The sequence below is a fragment of the Streptomyces sp. NBC_01445 genome, from assembly GCF_035918235.1.
Taxonomy (GTDB): domain Bacteria; phylum Actinomycetota; class Actinomycetes; order Streptomycetales; family Streptomycetaceae; genus Streptomyces.
In genome coordinates this window covers 867,555-882,184 of the sequence record NZ_CP109486.1, presented here as the reverse complement: position 1 = coordinate 882,184, position 14,630 = coordinate 867,555, and the positions used below count along the sequence as shown (strand labels likewise).

At 69.6% G+C, this 14,630-nt stretch carries 10 protein-coding genes; 8 read left to right on the top strand and 2 right to left on the bottom strand.

The features are described 5' to 3' along the window. Positions 1–7: 7 nt before the first annotated feature. Positions 8–1,228 carry an RNA-guided endonuclease InsQ/TnpB family protein gene (locus tag OG574_RS52120; RefSeq protein WP_326779369.1) on the bottom strand — a complete coding sequence of 407 codons (1,221 nt, stop codon included), beginning with the start codon at positions 1,226–1,228 and terminating at the stop codon, positions 8–10. Positions 1,229–1,380: 152 nt separating this feature from the next. On the opposite strand from OG574_RS52120, the gene OG574_RS52115 reads away from it, so the two are divergent. The 8 genes from OG574_RS52115 to OG574_RS52080 all read left to right on the top strand — a co-directional run bounded on the left by OG574_RS52115 (position 1,381) and on the right by OG574_RS52080 (position 13,585). Further along, positions 1,381–2,673 (top strand): LLM class flavin-dependent oxidoreductase, encoded by a 1,293-nt coding sequence (locus tag OG574_RS52115; protein WP_326779368.1) that lies wholly within the window; start codon positions 1,381–1,383, stop codon positions 2,671–2,673. After that, positions 2,670–3,515 carry an LLM class flavin-dependent oxidoreductase gene (locus tag OG574_RS52110; protein ID WP_326779367.1) on the top strand — a complete coding sequence of 282 codons (846 nt, stop codon included), beginning with the start codon at positions 2,670–2,672 and terminating at the stop codon, positions 3,513–3,515. The genes OG574_RS52115 and OG574_RS52110 overlap by 4 nt, the downstream gene beginning before the upstream one ends. A 32-nt stretch (positions 3,516–3,547) precedes the next feature. Continuing rightward, positions 3,548–4,762 (top strand): methionine adenosyltransferase, encoded by a 1,215-nt coding sequence (metK, locus tag OG574_RS52105; protein ID WP_326779366.1) that lies wholly within the window; start codon positions 3,548–3,550, stop codon positions 4,760–4,762. 31 nt (positions 4,763–4,793) lie between these two features. Continuing rightward, a complete protein-coding gene (locus OG574_RS52100; RefSeq protein WP_326779365.1) occupies positions 4,794–5,777 on the top strand; it encodes a carbohydrate kinase family protein in 984 nt (327 codons plus the stop codon). Continuing rightward, entirely contained in the window at positions 5,774–9,289 is a 3,516-nt protein-coding gene (gene metH, locus OG574_RS52095; protein WP_326779364.1) for a methionine synthase, read from the top strand. Before OG574_RS52100 ends, metH begins: the two co-directional genes overlap by 4 nt. Further along, positions 9,286–10,197 (top strand): methylenetetrahydrofolate reductase [NAD(P)H], encoded by a 912-nt coding sequence (gene metF / locus OG574_RS52090; RefSeq protein ID WP_326779363.1) that lies wholly within the window; start codon positions 9,286–9,288, stop codon positions 10,195–10,197. Before metH ends, metF begins: the two co-directional genes overlap by 4 nt. After that, a complete protein-coding gene (gene ahcY / locus OG574_RS52085) occupies positions 10,175–11,584 on the top strand; it encodes an adenosylhomocysteinase (protein WP_326779362.1) in 1,410 nt (469 codons plus the stop codon). Before metF ends, ahcY begins: the two co-directional genes overlap by 23 nt. 345 nt (positions 11,585–11,929) lie before the next feature. Beyond that, positions 11,930–13,585, top strand: coding sequence for an ABC-F family ATP-binding cassette domain-containing protein (locus OG574_RS52080; protein ID WP_326779361.1), 1,656 nt, complete (start codon positions 11,930–11,932; stop codon positions 13,583–13,585). A 116-nt stretch (positions 13,586–13,701) separates the two neighbouring features. On the opposite strand, the gene OG574_RS52075 is transcribed toward OG574_RS52080, so the two are convergent. Next, on the bottom strand, positions 13,702–14,550 hold the full coding sequence (locus OG574_RS52075) for a virginiamycin B lyase family protein (protein WP_326779477.1): 849 nt from the start codon (positions 14,548–14,550) through the stop codon (positions 13,702–13,704). Positions 14,551–14,630 lie beyond the last annotated feature (80 nt).

Sequence of the window (14,630 nt, the reverse complement as noted above, 5' to 3'; positions counted from 1 at the left end):
CTTCCCACTACTCCCTGAGGGGAGAGGGTTCCTGCGGCTCGCGCCGTGGAGTTTCCTGCTTCATCGTCGATTGCCCGCCCGGAGTTCTCCGTTGAGGTCTTACACCGGCTCCACAGGCCGTTGCCGCCAGCCCGGCGGCCAGAAGGTTGTTCGCTGCGTTCTCGTCCCGGTCGTGGGTCGTTCCGCAGTTCTCGCACGTCCAGGTGCGGATGTTGAGCGGCATGCGCCCGGCGAGTGCACCGCAGGCGGAGCACAGCTTGGAGGAGGGGAAGAAGCGGTCTACTGCGACCACATCCCGCCCGTACCAGGCTGCCTTGTACTCCAGCATGCTCCGGAACTCGGCCCAGGACGCGTCACTGATCGCGCGCGCCAGGGTGTGGTTCTTGACCATGTTTCTCACGGTCAGGTCCTCGATCACGAGCGTTTGGTTTTCACGCACGAGTCGAGTGGTCAGCTTGTGCAGGTGGTCCCGGCGCCGGTCGGCGATCTTCGCGTGCACTTTGGCAACCTTGCGGCGGGCCCTGGCCCGGTTGTTGCTGCCCGGCGTCTTGCGGGACAGTTCCCGCTGGGCCCTGGCGAGCCGGGTCCGGTCCCGCCGCTCGTGCCGGGGGTTGGCGATCTTTTCGCCGGTGGACAGGGTGAGCAGATGGGTGAGTCCCGCATCGATGCCCACCGCCGTGCCGGAGGTGGGCAGGGGCTGAACAGTCGCGTCCTCGCAGAGCATCGAGATGAACCAGCGGCCGGCCGCGTCCTGGGACACGGTCACCGTGGACGGGGCCGCCCCGTGAGGCAGAGGCCGCGACCACACGATCGACAGGGGCTCCGTCATCTTGGCGAGCGTGACCTCGCCGTCCCGGAAGCGGAACCCCGACGTGGTGTACTCGGCGGACTTACGCGACTTCTTCCGGGACTTGAACCGCGGGTACCGGGCCCGTTTGGCGAAGAAGTGCGCGAATGCCGTCTGCAGGTGCCGCAGCGTCTGCTGGAGCGGCACCGAGGACACCTCGCCGAGGTAGGCGAGTTCCTCGGTCTTCTTCCACTCGGTGAGCAGTGCGGACGTCTGGTTGTAGTTGATCCGCTCCTGCCGCGCCCAGGCTTCGGCACGGGCCGCCAGGGCCATGTTGTAGACCTTGCGCACACATCCGAACGTGCGCGACAGCTCCGCTGCCTGCGCATCACTCGGATAGAAGCGGTACTTGAACGCCCGCTTCACCTGGCCCCCGGTCACGCTCACAAAGTAGCCGCCCCACTACTTACGGCCAAACCTGCGGGTCAGAGCACTGCGATCCGCCCAGACGGCAAATCGCAGCCCGTTGCCCTGCCCCGCAGGAAACCGATTCCTCGCCGCCCTGAAGGGCGGAATATCCACGGAGGTATCCGATGACCACGCCCCGTCGGCGCATCACCCTCGCCGGCATCATCGACGGCCCCGGCGGTCACGTCGCCGCCTGGCGCCATCCGTCGACCCAGGCGGACGCCCAGCTCGACTTCGAGTTCCACAAGAAGAACGCCCGGACCCTGGAACGCGGCCTGTTCGACGCGGTGTTCATCGCCGACATCGTCGCCGTGTGGGGCACCCGCCTCGACTCGCTGTGCCGCACCTCGCGCACCGAGCACTTCGAGCCGCTGACGCTGCTCGCCGCGTACGCCGCCGCCACCGAGCACATCGGACTGTGCGCCACCGCGACGACGACCTACAACGAACCGGCCCACATCGCCCGCCGGTTCGCCTCCCTCGACCACCTCAGCGGCGGCCGTGCCGGCTGGAACGTCGTCACCTCCGCCGCCCCCTGGGAGTCCGCGAACTTCGGCTTCCCCGAGCACCTGGAACACGGCCTGCGCTACCAGCGCGCCGAGGAGTTCATCGACGTCGTCAAGCAGCTCTGGGACAGCGGCGAGCACCCCATCGGCCACCACGGAGAGCACTTCACCGTCGAAGGCCCGCTCGACATCGCCCGCCCGCCGCAGGGCCGCCCCGTCATCATCCAGGCCGGATCGTCGCCCGTGGGGCGGGAGTTCGCCGCCCGCCACGCCGAGGTGATCTTCACCAGGCACAACACGCTCCCCGACGCCCAGAGCTTCTACACCGACCTCAAGAAGCGCGTGTCCGCCCAGGGGCGCGACCCGGAGAAGGTCCTCGTGTGGCCGACCCTCGCACCGATCGTCGCCGCCACCGAGGCCGAGGCCGAGGCGCGCCTGCAGGAGCTCCAGGACCTCACCCACGACCATGTCGCGCTGCGCACCCTGCAGGACTTCCTCGGCGACGTCGACCTGAGCGCGTACCCGATCGACGGCCCCGTGCCCGACATCCCGTACACCAACCAGTCCCAGTCGACGACCGAGCGCCTGGTGGGGCTCGCCCGCAGCGAGAACCTGTCCATCCGGCAGCTCGCCCTGCGGCTGATGGGCGACATCGTCGTCGGCACGCCCGAGCAGCTCGCCGACCACATGGAGAGCTGGTTCACCGGGCGCGGCGCCGACGGCTTCAACATCGACTTCCCGTATCTGCCGGGCTCCGCCGACGACTTCGTCGACCACGTGATCCCCGAGCTCCAGCGCCGCGGCCTGTACCGCACCTCGTACGAAGGCAGCACGCTGCGCGAGAACCTCGGCCTCGACGCCCCCGTGCCGGGGCAGCCGGCCGACCGCACCACGGCAGGAGCCACCGCATGACCACCCCTCTTCTGGTCGGCCGGATCGCCACGCACGGCACGGACGCACCGACACTCGACGGGCTCACCGCCGTGGCACGCGCCGCGGAGGCCGCCGGTCTCGACGCGCTGATCCTCGACGACGCGGCCGGGTCGCCCGGCCGCCAGGCCCCGTTCGAGACGACCACGCTGGCCGCGGCCCTCGCCGCGCGCACCGACCGCATCGGCCTGATCGTCTCCCCGCTCCCCGACGACCAGGCGCCCTACCACGTGGCCCGGATCGTCGCCTCGCTCGACCACCTGGGCCGGGGCCGCACCGGCTGGCTGGCGGGCGCCGCCGATGCCGAGGGCCGTACGGCCGAACTGATCGAGGTCGCCCGCGGGCTGTGGGACAGCTTCGACGACGACGCGTACGTCCACGACCGCGCCGACGGCCAGTACTGGCGCCTCGACACGATCCACCGACTCGACCACCGCGGACGCCACTTCGACGTGGCCGGCCCGCTCAACGTCGCCCGCCCGCCCCAGGGGCACCCCGTCGTCGCCGTGCGGGGCCCCGCCCTCGCCGCGGACGCCGACCTCGTACTGCTCGACGACCCCGCGGACGTTCCCGCCGTACGGTCGTCGGCGCCCGGGGCCAAGGTCCTCGTCCCCCTGCTCGACCACGCCGACGCTGAGGGCCTGCTGGCCGCCTCGGGCGCCGACGGTCTCACCGTCGCGCTGAGCGGCGCGCACGACCCGTTCCTCACCACGACCGCCCCCACGCTGCGCCGCTCCGGCGCGCCGCAGCCGGCGGACACCACCCTGCGGGCCCGGCTCGGACTGAGCCGCCCCGCGAGCCGGTACGCCACCGGCACGGTCTGACGCACCGTCCGCCCGAGACTCTTTGGAGAAACATGTCCTCCTATCTGTTCACCTCGGAGTCCGTCACCGAGGGCCACCCCGACAAGATCGCCGACCAGATCAGCGACACGATTCTGGACGCCCTGCTGCGCGAGGACCCGACCTCACGCGTCGCCGTCGAGACCCTGATCACGACCGGCCAGGTGCACATCGCGGGCGAGGTCACCACCAAGGCGTACGCGCCGATCGCCCAGCTGGTGCGCGACACCATCCTCGGCATCGGGTACGACTCCTCGGCCAAGGGATTCGACGGCGAGTCCTGCGGCGTCTCCGTGTCGATCGGCGCCCAGTCGCCGGACATCGCACAGGGCGTCGACGTCGCCTACGAGGCCCGCGCCGAGGGCGCCGCCGACGGCGACGAGCTCGACCGGCAGGGCGCGGGCGACCAGGGGCTGATGTTCGGCTACGCGACCAACGAGACGCCGACGCTGATGCCGCTGCCCATCGAACTGGCCCACCGCCTGTCGCGCCGCCTCACCGAGGTCCGCAAGAACGGCACGCTCCCGTACCTGCGCCCCGACGGCAAGACCCAGGTCACCATCGAGTACCGGGGCAGCCGGCCGGTGCGCCTCGACACGGTCGTCGTCTCCTCGCAGCACGCGCCCGACATCGACCTCGACACCCTGCTCGCCCCCGACATCAAGGAGCACGTGGTCGAGCACGTTCTCGCCCGGCTCGCGGAGGACGGGATCAAGCTGGAGACGGACGAGTACCGTCTGCTGGTCAACCCGACCGGCCGCTTCGAGATCGGCGGCCCGATGGGCGACGCCGGCCTCACCGGCCGCAAGATCATCATCGACACGTACGGCGGAATGGCCCGCCACGGCGGCGGCGCCTTCTCCGGCAAGGACCCGTCCAAGGTCGACCGCTCCGCCGCGTACGCGATGCGCTGGGTCGCCAAGAACGTCGTCGCGGCCGGACTCGCCGACCGGTGCGAGGTCCAGGTCGCGTACGCGATCGGCAAGGCCGAGCCCGTCGGCCTGTTCATCGAGACCTTCGGCACCGGCAGGGTGGCCCAGACGCGCATCGAGCAGGCCGTCAGGGAGGTCTTCGACCTGCGCCCCGCCGCGATCATCCGCGACCTCGACCTGCTGCGCCCGATCTACGCGCAGACCGCCGCGTACGGCCACTTCGGCCGCGAACTGTCCGACTTCACCTGGGAGCGGACCGACCGCGCCCCCCAACTCAGGGCCGCGGCCGGTATCTGACCGGTCACGTCGCCCCGACGGGAGTGCCAACGTGCGTACAGCGGTGACAGGCTCGATCGCCACCGACCATCTGACCGTCTTCCCCGGCCGGTTCGCGGACCAGCTGATCCCCGATCAACTGGACCATGTCTCACTGTCGTTCCTCGTCGACAGCCTCGACGTACGGCGCGGCGGGGTCGCCGCCAACATCGCCTTCGGCCTCGGCGGCCTCGGCCTCGCACCCCTGCTGGTCGGTGCCGTCGGCGCCGACTTCGCCGAGTACGAGGTGTGGCTCAAGGAGAACGGCGTCGACACCGGTGGAGTCCACGTGTCCGACGAGCGGCAGACCGCCCGCTTCATGTGCACCACCGACCGCGACTCCAACCAGATCGCGTCCTTCTACACCGGCGCGATGGCGGAGGCCCGCGAGATCGACCTCACCCGGCTGCCCGTACCGGTCGCCGGACTCGACCTGGTCGTGGTCGCCCCCAACGACCCGGAGGCGATGTTGCGCCACACCCGGCAGTGCCGCGAACTCGGGGTCGCCTTCGCGGCCGACCCGTCCCAGCAGCTCGCCCGTCTGGACGGCCCGCAGGTCAGGGAGCTGGTGTCCGGCGCCCGTTGGCTCTTCACCAACGAGTACGAGGCCGCGCTGCTCCTTGAGCGCACGGGGTGGTCGCGTGAGGAGGTCCTGTCCCGGGTGGGCACCTGGATCACCACGCTCGGCGACCGCGGCGCCCTCGTCGAGAGCGAGGGACGGCCCCCGCTGACCGTGCCCGCCGTCGCCGGGGTGCCGGTGGCCGACCCGACGGGCGTGGGTGACGCCTTCCGGGCCGGCTTCCTCGGCGCCGTGGCCCGGGACCTGTCCCTGGTGACGGCGGCCCGGCTCGGCTGCGCCCTGGCCGCGCGGGCGCTGGCCACGGTCGGCTCGCAGACCTACCGCGTGGACAAGGCCGCTCTGTTCGACACGGTGGCGCAGGCGTACGGAACCGAAGCGGCACAGCCGCTCGCGGGCTGCCTCGGGGACACGGCATGACCGACACATTCCCGCCCCTGTCCGACCGCGCCCGCGTGGCCGCCCTCCGCGAGGCCCTGGCCACCCGTGTGGTCGTGGCCGACGGCGCGATGGGCACCATGCTGCAGGAGCAGGACCCCACCCTGGAGGATTTCCAGGACCTCGAAGGCTGCAACGAGGTCCTGAACGTCACTCGCCCCGACATCGTGCGCTCCGTCCACGAGGCGTACTTCTCGGTGGGCGTGGACTGCGTCGAGACCAACACGTTCGGCGCGAATTCCTCGGCCCTCGGCGAGTACGAGATCGCCGACCGCATCGTCGAGCTCTCCGAGGCCGGCGCCCGGGTGGCGCGCGAGGTCGCCGACGAGTTCGCCGCGAAGACCGGGCAGCAGCGCTGGGTCCTCGGCTCGATGGGCCCCGGCACCAAGCTGCCCACGCTCGGGCACATCACCTACGACATCCTGCGCGACGGCTTCCAGCAGAACGCCGAGGGCCTGATCGCGGGCGGCGCCGACGCACTGATCGTCGAGACGACACAGGATCTGCTGCAGACCAAGGCCGGTCTGCTCGGCGCCCGCCGGGCCATGGAGGCACTGGGCGTCGGACTGCCCCTGATCTGCTCCCTGGCCTTCGAGACGACCGGCACGATGCTGCTCGGCTCGGAGATCGGGGCGGCCCTGACGGCCCTGGAGCCGCTGGGCATCGACCTGATCGGCCTCAACTGTTCGACCGGCCCCGCCGAGATGAGCGAGCACCTGCGCCATCTCGCGCAGCACTCGACGACGCCGTTGATGTGTATGCCGAATGCGGGACTGCCGGTGCTGACCAAGGACGGCGCCTACTTCCCGCTGACCGCGCCCGAACTGGCGGACGCGCAGGAGAACTTCGTCAACAGCTACGGCTTGTCCCTGGTGGGCGGCTGCTGCGGCACCACCCCGGAGCACCTGCGCCGGCTCGTCGAGCGGATGCGGGGCGTACAGCCCGCCGTTCGCGAGCCGCGTCCCGAGCCGGGTGCCGCCTCGCTGTACCAGACGGTCCCGTTCCGTCAGGACACCGCGTACATGGCGATCGGGGAGCGGACGAACGCGAACGGCTCGAAGAAGTTCCGCGAGGCGATGCTGGAGGCCCGTTGGGACGACTGCGTGGAGATGGCTCGCGACCAGATCCGCGAGGGCGCGCACATGCTGGATCTGTGCGTGGACTATGTGGGCCGTGACGGCGTCGCCGACATGGAGGAGTTGGCCGGCCGCTTCGCGACGGCGTCGACGCTGCCGATCGTCCTGGACTCCACGGAGGTCGAGGTCCTGCGGGCCGGGTTGGAGAAGCTCGGTGGTCGCGCGGTCATCAACTCGGTGAACTACGAGGACGGTGACGGTCCCGAGTCCCGTTTCGCGAAGGTCACCCGGCTCGCGCAGGAGCACGGCGCGGCGCTGATCGCGCTGACGATCGACGAGGAGGGTCAGGCTCGCACCGTCGAGCACAAGGTCGCCATCGCCGAGCGTCTGATCGACGACCTGACCGGCAATTGGGGCATCCATGAGTCGGACATCCTCATCGACTGCCTGACCTTCACGATCTGTACGGGTCAGGAGGAGTCCCGCAAGGACGGTATCGCGACCATTGGCGCGATCCGTGAGCTGAAGAAGCGCCATCCGGACGTGCAGACGACGCTCGGTCTGTCGAACATCTCCTTCGGTCTCAATCCGGCCGCCCGTATCCTCCTCAACTCGGTGTTCCTGGACGAGTGTGTGAAGGCGGGCCTGGACTCGGCGATCGTGCACGCGTCGAAGATCTTGCCGATCGCGCGGTTCAGCGAGGAGGAGGTGCAGACGGCGCTCGACCTGATCCATGACCGTCGTGCCGAGGGTTACGACCCGCTGCAGAAGTTGATGGCGCTGTTCGAGGGCGCCACCGCGAAGTCTCTCAAGGCCGGCAAGGCGGAGGAGCTGGCCGCGCTGCCGCTGGACGAGCGCCTCAAGCGCCGCATCATCGACGGTGAGAAGAACGGCCTGGAGGCCGATCTCGACGAGGCCTTGCAGTCCCGCCCGGCGTTGGAAATCGTCAACGAGACGCTTCTGGACGGTATGAAGGTTGTCGGCGAGCTCTTCGGGTCGGGCCAGATGCAGTTGCCGTTCGTTCTCCAGTCCGCCGAGGTCATGAAGAACGCGGTGGCGTATCTGGAGCCGCACATGGAGAAGTCCGATGCCGAGGGCAAGGGGACCATCGTCCTGGCCACCGTGCGTGGCGACGTTCACGACATCGGCAAGAACCTCGTCGACATCATCCTGTCGAACAACGGCTACAACGTGGTGAATCTGGGCATCAAGCAGCCCGTCTCCGCGATCCTGGAGGCCGCCGAGGAGCACCGGGCCGACGTCATCGGTATGTCCGGACTCCTCGTCAAGTCGACGGTGATCATGAAGGAGAACCTGGAGGAGCTCAACCAGCGCAAGATGGCCGCCGACTTCCCCGTCATTCTGGGTGGCGCGGCGCTGACGAGGGCGTATGTCGAGCAGGACCTCCACGAGATCTATGAGGGCGAAGTCCGTTACGCGCGCGACGCGTTCGAGGGCCTGCGTCTGATGGATGCCCTGATCGCCGTCAAGCGGGGCGTGCCGGGTGCGACACTGCCGGAGCTCAAGCAGCGCCGGGTGAAGGCGGGCAACGTACAGATCGAGGAGCGGCCCGAAGAGGGGCCCGCACGCTCCGACACGTCCACCGACAACCCGGTCCCCGAGCCGCCCTTCTGGGGCACCCGCGTCATCAAGGGCATCCAGCTCAAGGAGTACGCCTCCTGGCTCGACGAGGACGCGCTGTTCAAGGGCCAGTGGGGCCTCAAGCAGGCACGCACCGGCGACGGGCCCACCTACGAGGAACTCGTCGAGACGGAAGGCCGTCCCCGCCTGCGCGGCTGGCTCGACCGGCTGCAGACGGACAACCTGCTGGAAGCGGCCGTGGTCCACGGCTACTTCCGGTGCGTGTCCAAGGGCGACGACCTCATCCTCCTCGACGAGGCGGGCTCGGAGCTGTCCCGGTTCTCCTTCCCCCGCCAGGGCCGCGGCCGGCACCTGTGTCTTGCCGACTTCTTCCGCCCGGAGGAGTCGGGCGAGACCGATGTCGTCGGCCTCCAGGTCGTCACCGTCGGCTCCCGGATCGGCGAGGAGACGGCCAAGCTCTTCGAGTCGAACTCGTACCGCGACTACCTGGAACTGCACGGCCTGTCGGTCCAGTTGGCCGAGGCGCTCGCCGAGTACTGGCACGCACGCGTCCGCTCCGAGCTGGGTATCGGCGGCGGTGACCCCGACCTGCTCGACGGCATGTTCCGAACCGAGTACCAGGGCTGCCGCTACTCGCTCGGCTATCCGGCCTGTCCCGACCTCGCCGACCGGGCCAAGATCGCCACGCTTCTCGCACCGGAACGCATCGGCGTCGTCCTGTCCGAGGAGTTCCAGCTGCACCCCGAGCAGTCCACCGACGCGATCGTCCTGCACCACCCCGAAGCGAGCTACTTCAACGCCGGAGGCCGCAATTGAGCACGCTGCGCGACATTCTGGCGAGCGGCACCCCGACCTTCTCCTTCGAGTTCTTCCCGCCCAGGACCGAGTCCGGCAGCCGCATGCTGTGGCAGGCGATCCGCCGCCTCGAAGCCCTCTCGCCGACGTTCGTCTCCGTCACCTACGGCGCGGGCGGCTCCTCCCGGGACCGTACCGTCGAGGTCACCAAGCGCATCGCCGCCCAGACCACCCTGCGCCCGGTCGCCCATCTGACCGCCGTGGGGCACTCGGTGGCCGAACTGCGCCACATCATCGGCCAGTACGCGGACGCGGGCGTGCGCGATGTGCTCGTCCTGCGCGGCGACCCGCCCGGCGACCCCAACGCGCCATGGACGCCGCACCCCCAGGGGTTCACGCACGCACATGAACTGGTCCGGCTCGTCAGGAACCTGGGCGGCTTCAGCGTCGGCGTCGCGGCCTTCCCCGAGCGGCATCCCCGCTCGGCCGACTGGGACAGCGACATCAGCCACTTCGTCGCCAAGTGCCGGGCCGGCGCCGACTACGCCATCACCCAGATGTTCTTCGACGTGGAGGACTATCTGCGGCTGCGTGACCGGGTCGCGGCGGCCGGCTGCGACACCCCGATCATCCCGGAGATCATGCCGGCCACCGACGTGCGGCAGATCCGCCGCTTCGCCGAGCTGTCCGACGCCCGCTTCCCCGCCGCGCTGGCAGACCGCCTCGAAGCGGCCGCCGGTGACCCGGCCGAGGGACATCGCATCGGCGTGGAGTACGCCACCGCCATGGCCGAACGGCTGCTCGCCGAGGGAGCGCCCGGGCTGCACTACATCACCCTCAACCGGTCCACCGCGACGCTCGAGATCCACGAGAACATCCAGAGCATCCGTACCTCAAGGAGCACACATGCCCTCGCAGCCGCCCGCTGACTTCACGGACTTCAAGGTCGCCGACCTGTCCCTCGCCGCCTTCGGCCGCAAGGAGATCACCCTCGCCGAGCACGAGATGCCCGGCCTGATGTCGATCCGCGAGGAGTACGCGGCGGCGCAGCCGCTGGCGGGTGCCAGGATCACCGGGTCCCTGCACATGACGGTCCAGACGGCCGTCCTCATCGAGACCCTCGTCGCCCTCGGCGCCGACGTCCGCTGGGTCTCCTGCAACATCTACTCCACCCAGGACCACGCGGCGGCCGCGATCGCCGCCGCGGGCATCCCGGTCTTCGCCTGGAAGGGCGAGACCCTGGAGGAGTACTGGTGGTGCACGGAGCAGGCGCTGACCTGGCCGGGCCACACCGGGCCGAACATGATTCTGGACGACGGCGGCGATGCCACCCTCCTCGTCCACAAGGGTGTCGAGTACCGCAAGACGGGGATACTGCCCGAGGCCGAGAACGAGGAACTGGCCGTGGTCCGCGCCCTGTTGGACCGCAGCGGACTCGACTGGACGGCCATGTCCTCGGAGATCCGCGGTGTGACGGAGGAGACCACGACCGGTGTCCACCGTCTCTACGAGATGCACCGCGACGGCACCCTGCTGTTCCCGGCGATCAATGTGAACGACGCCGTGACGAAGTCGAAGTTCGACAACAAGTACGGCTGCCGTCACTCCCTCATCGACGGCATCAACCGTGCCACCGACGTCCTGATCGGCGGCAAGACCGCCGTCGTGTGCGGCTACGGCGACGTGGGCAAGGGGTGTGCCGAGTCGCTGCGTGGCCAGGGTGCCCGGGTGATCATCACCGAGATCGACCCGATCTGCGCGCTGCAGGCGGCGATGGACGGTTACCAGGTGGCGACGCTCGACGAGGTCGTCGACAAGGCGGACATCTTCGTCACCACGACCGGTAACAAGGACATCATCATGGCCTCGGACATGGCCAGGATGAAGCACCAGGCGATCGTGGGCAACATCGGCCACTTCGACAACGAGATCGACATGGCCGGTCTCGCGCAGATCCCGGGCATCGTCAAGGACGAGGTCAAGCCGCAGGTCCACACCTGGAAGTTCCCCGACGGGAAGGTCCTCATCGTCCTGTCCGAGGGCCGTCTGCTGAACCTGGGCAATGCGACGGGCCACCCGTCGTTCGTGATGTCCAACTCGTTCGCGGACCAGACGCTGGCGCAGATCGAGCTGTTCACCAAGCCCGACGAGTACCCGACCGACGTCTACGTGCTTCCCAAGCACCTCGACGAGAAGGTCGCGCGCCTGCACCTCGACGCCCTCGGCGTGAAGCTGACGACGCTGCGCCCCGAGCAGGCCTCGTACATCGGCGTAGAGGTCGACGGCCCGTACAAGCCGGACCACTACCGCTACTGAGCGCATGGAGCGCAGAGCCATGGAGTGCATCGTCGAGAGCGAGTCGTTGACATCCCCCACCCATCGCTATACGCTGTATAGCGATTCTGCTGCCGTCGATAGGAGAAGGACGTTGCTCGTCTGAGGTCCCGAGTCACCGTCGCGTCACGCAGCTCACGCCGTACATCCCGGCACTGCGGACGCTCCTGTGTGCGACCTCGACGTCACGAGCCGTCCCCTCCCCGCGCCGCCGCCCATCAGGCCGCGGTCCGGAATCCGGCATCTCCTCCCGTCGTCGCCGCGCCCACGGTGTCTCGAACGCGTTGCACCCCCACCACCGTTCGCACCGAGCAACCGCGAGGCCCCATGACCACCCACCCGAACTTCTCCGGCCCCACCTCCATCACCTGCGCCGGCCTCACCTACGCCTGGCCGGACGGCACGCCCGTCTTCGAGGACCTGCAGGTCGCCGTCGGGCCCGGCCGCACCGGGCTCATCGGCCTCAACGGGTCAGGGAAATCAACCCTGTTGAAGCTGATCGCCGGGGAGCTGACCCCGGCCTCCGGCACCGTCCGGGTGACCGGAGAGGTCGGCTATCTCCCGCAGAACGTCACGCTCGACACGTCCCTGCGTGTCGACGTGGCCCTCGGCATCGCCGAGGCCCGCGCCGCACTGCACGCCATCGAGGCGGGCGACGCGAGCGAGGAACACTTCACCGCAGTCGGCGACGACTGGGACGTCGAGGAGCGCGCCGTCGCCATGCTGTCCGGGCTCGGCCTCGGCCACATCGGCCTGGACCGCACCATCGGCGAGGTGTCCGGCGGCGAGTCGGTGCTCCTGCGCCTCGCCGCGCTGCTCCTCAGCAGGCCCGACGTACTGCTCCTGGACGAGCCCACCAACAACCTCGACCTCCGGGCCCGGCGGCGGCTGTACGCCACGGTCGAGGCGTGGTCCGGTGTGATGGTCCTGGTCAGCCACGACCGTGAACTCCTGGAACGCGTCGACCAGATCGCCGACCTGCGAGGCGGTGAGGTCACCTGGTACGGAGGCAATCTGTCCGCGTACGAGGAGGCCCTGGCCGCCGAACAGGAGGCGGCACAGCGGATGGTGCGGGTCGCCGAGTCCGACCTGAAGAAGCAGAAGCGCGAACTGGCCGACGCACAAATCAAGTTGGCGCGGCGCAAGCGCTACGGACAGAAGATGTGGGACACCAAGCGCGAGCCCAAGGTCGTCATGGGCGAGCGCAAACGACAGGCCCAGGTCGCCGCCGGCAAGCACCGCATCATGCACGAGGAGAAACTCGCCGAGGCGAAGGACCGGCTCGACGAGGCGGTAGACGCGGTACGCGACGACGACGAGATCCATGTCGACCTCCCGTACACCGCGGTGCCGCCCGGGCGCACCGTACTGACCCTGCGCGAACTGCACCTCGCCCATGGCGCCCGGGTACAGGGCGAGTTCGAGCTGCGCGGGCCCGAGAGGATCGCGCTCGTGGGGCGCAACGGGGCGGGCAAGACGACGCTCCTGCGCACCATCACCGGTGAACTCGAACCCGTGGAGGGGGAGGCCGTGGCGCACGTGCCGCTGCGCTTCCTTCCCCAGCGGCTCGACGTACTCGACGAGGCCCTGAGCGTCGCCGAGAACGTGGCGCGATTCGCACCGCAGGCGACCAACAACCGCATCCGGTCCCGCCTCGCCCGCTTCCTGTTCAAGGGGGCACGCGCCGACCAGCAGGCCGCGACCCTGTCCGGCGGCGAACGCTTCCGCGCGACCCTGGCCGCGCTGATGCTCGCCGAGCCGGCGCCCCAGCTCCTGATGCTGGACGAGCCGACGAACAACCTGGACATGGCGAGCGTGCGCCAGCTGACCTCGGCCCTGTCGTCCTACGAGGGAGCCCTGATCGTGGCCAGCCACGACGTGCCGTTCCTGGAGTCGATCGGGATCACCCGCTGGGTCCTGCTCGACGGTGAACTGCGCGACACCACACCGGAGGAGGTCCGTGGTGAAGCGGTGACACCGTGAAGAGCCCTGATGGAAAGACCCTGTGAACAGAGCTTCGCCCCCGCGCCGTCGGCCGGGGGCGAAGAGCGTTCGCGGGAAGGACTGGCCGTGGGCACGACCCGCCGGACAAGCCGGTCCTAGAGCTCCATGCGCAGTATCCGCCCCGTCTCCAGTGCGACGTACAGCGCACCGTCCGGCGCCACTGTGAGGCCGTGCGGTTCCGCGCCGCGGTCCGGGAGTTCGTACTCCTCGATGTGGCCGTCGGGCGTGATCGATCCGATGCGGCCGGCGGCCCACTCGGTGAACCAGCAGACGCCCCTGGCGGGGTCGGCGGTGATCGCGTGCGGCCGGCACGCGCGGTCCGGGAGAGGGAACTCCCGGACTACGCCGTCGGTGCCCACCCGTCCGACCTGACCGGCGCCGATCTCGACGAACCACAGCGCGCCGTCCGTGCCGACGGTGATGCCGACCGGTGCCGCGTGCTCGGTGGGCAGCGGGTGGACCGTGACCTCTCCGCCGAGATCCATGCGCCCCACGGCGTCCGCCCGGTTCAGCGTGAACCACAGCGCCTGGTCGGGCCCCGCGGTGATGGCCGAGGGAAAAGCGCCCTTGAAGGGCAACGGGAACTCGGTCACCCGGCCGTCCACGGTGATGCGGCCGATCCGGTCCGTGTGCAACTGGGTGAACCACAGAGCGCCGTCACCGCCCGCGGCGATGCCGTAGGGGCCGCTGTCCGGCGTCGCAACGGCGAAAGAGGTCGCCTGCCCTGTCACCGTCATCCGCCCGATGCGGTGGTCCTGGCAACGGGTGAACCACAGGGCCCCGTCCGGGCCCGGCGTGATGATCGAGGGGCCGCACGCCGGGGAGTCGAGCGCATGACGGTCGAGCGCGCCGTCGGGTGTGAGGCGGGCGATGCCTCCGGAGTGGATCAGGGTGAACCACAGCGCGTCGTCCGGCCCGGTGGTGACGTCGTAGGGGCCGGACAGAACTGAGGGTCCGCGACGGACACCTGCTTGAACACGGCGCTGGACTGAAGCATGGGTGACTCCTTGCGAGTTGGTGCGTG

Bases quoted from the DNA above. Each gene is read 5' to 3' on its own strand.
- OG574_RS52115 (WP_326779368.1), top strand. From the start codon at position 1,381: ATGACCACGCCCCGTCGGCGCATCACCCTCGCCGGCATCATCGACGGC.
- OG574_RS52110 (WP_326779367.1), top strand. From the start codon at position 2,670: ATGACCACCCCTCTTCTGGTCGGCCGGATCGCCACGCACGGCACGGAC.
- metK (WP_326779366.1), top strand. From the start codon at position 3,548: ATGTCCTCCTATCTGTTCACCTCGGAGTCCGTCACCGAGGGCCACCCC.
- metH (WP_326779364.1), top strand. From the start codon at position 5,774: ATGACCGACACATTCCCGCCCCTGTCCGACCGCGCCCGCGTGGCCGCC.
- ahcY (WP_326779362.1), top strand. From the start codon at position 10,175: ATGCCCTCGCAGCCGCCCGCTGACTTCACGGACTTCAAGGTCGCCGAC.
- OG574_RS52080 (WP_326779361.1), top strand. From the start codon at position 11,930: ATGACCACCCACCCGAACTTCTCCGGCCCCACCTCCATCACCTGCGCC.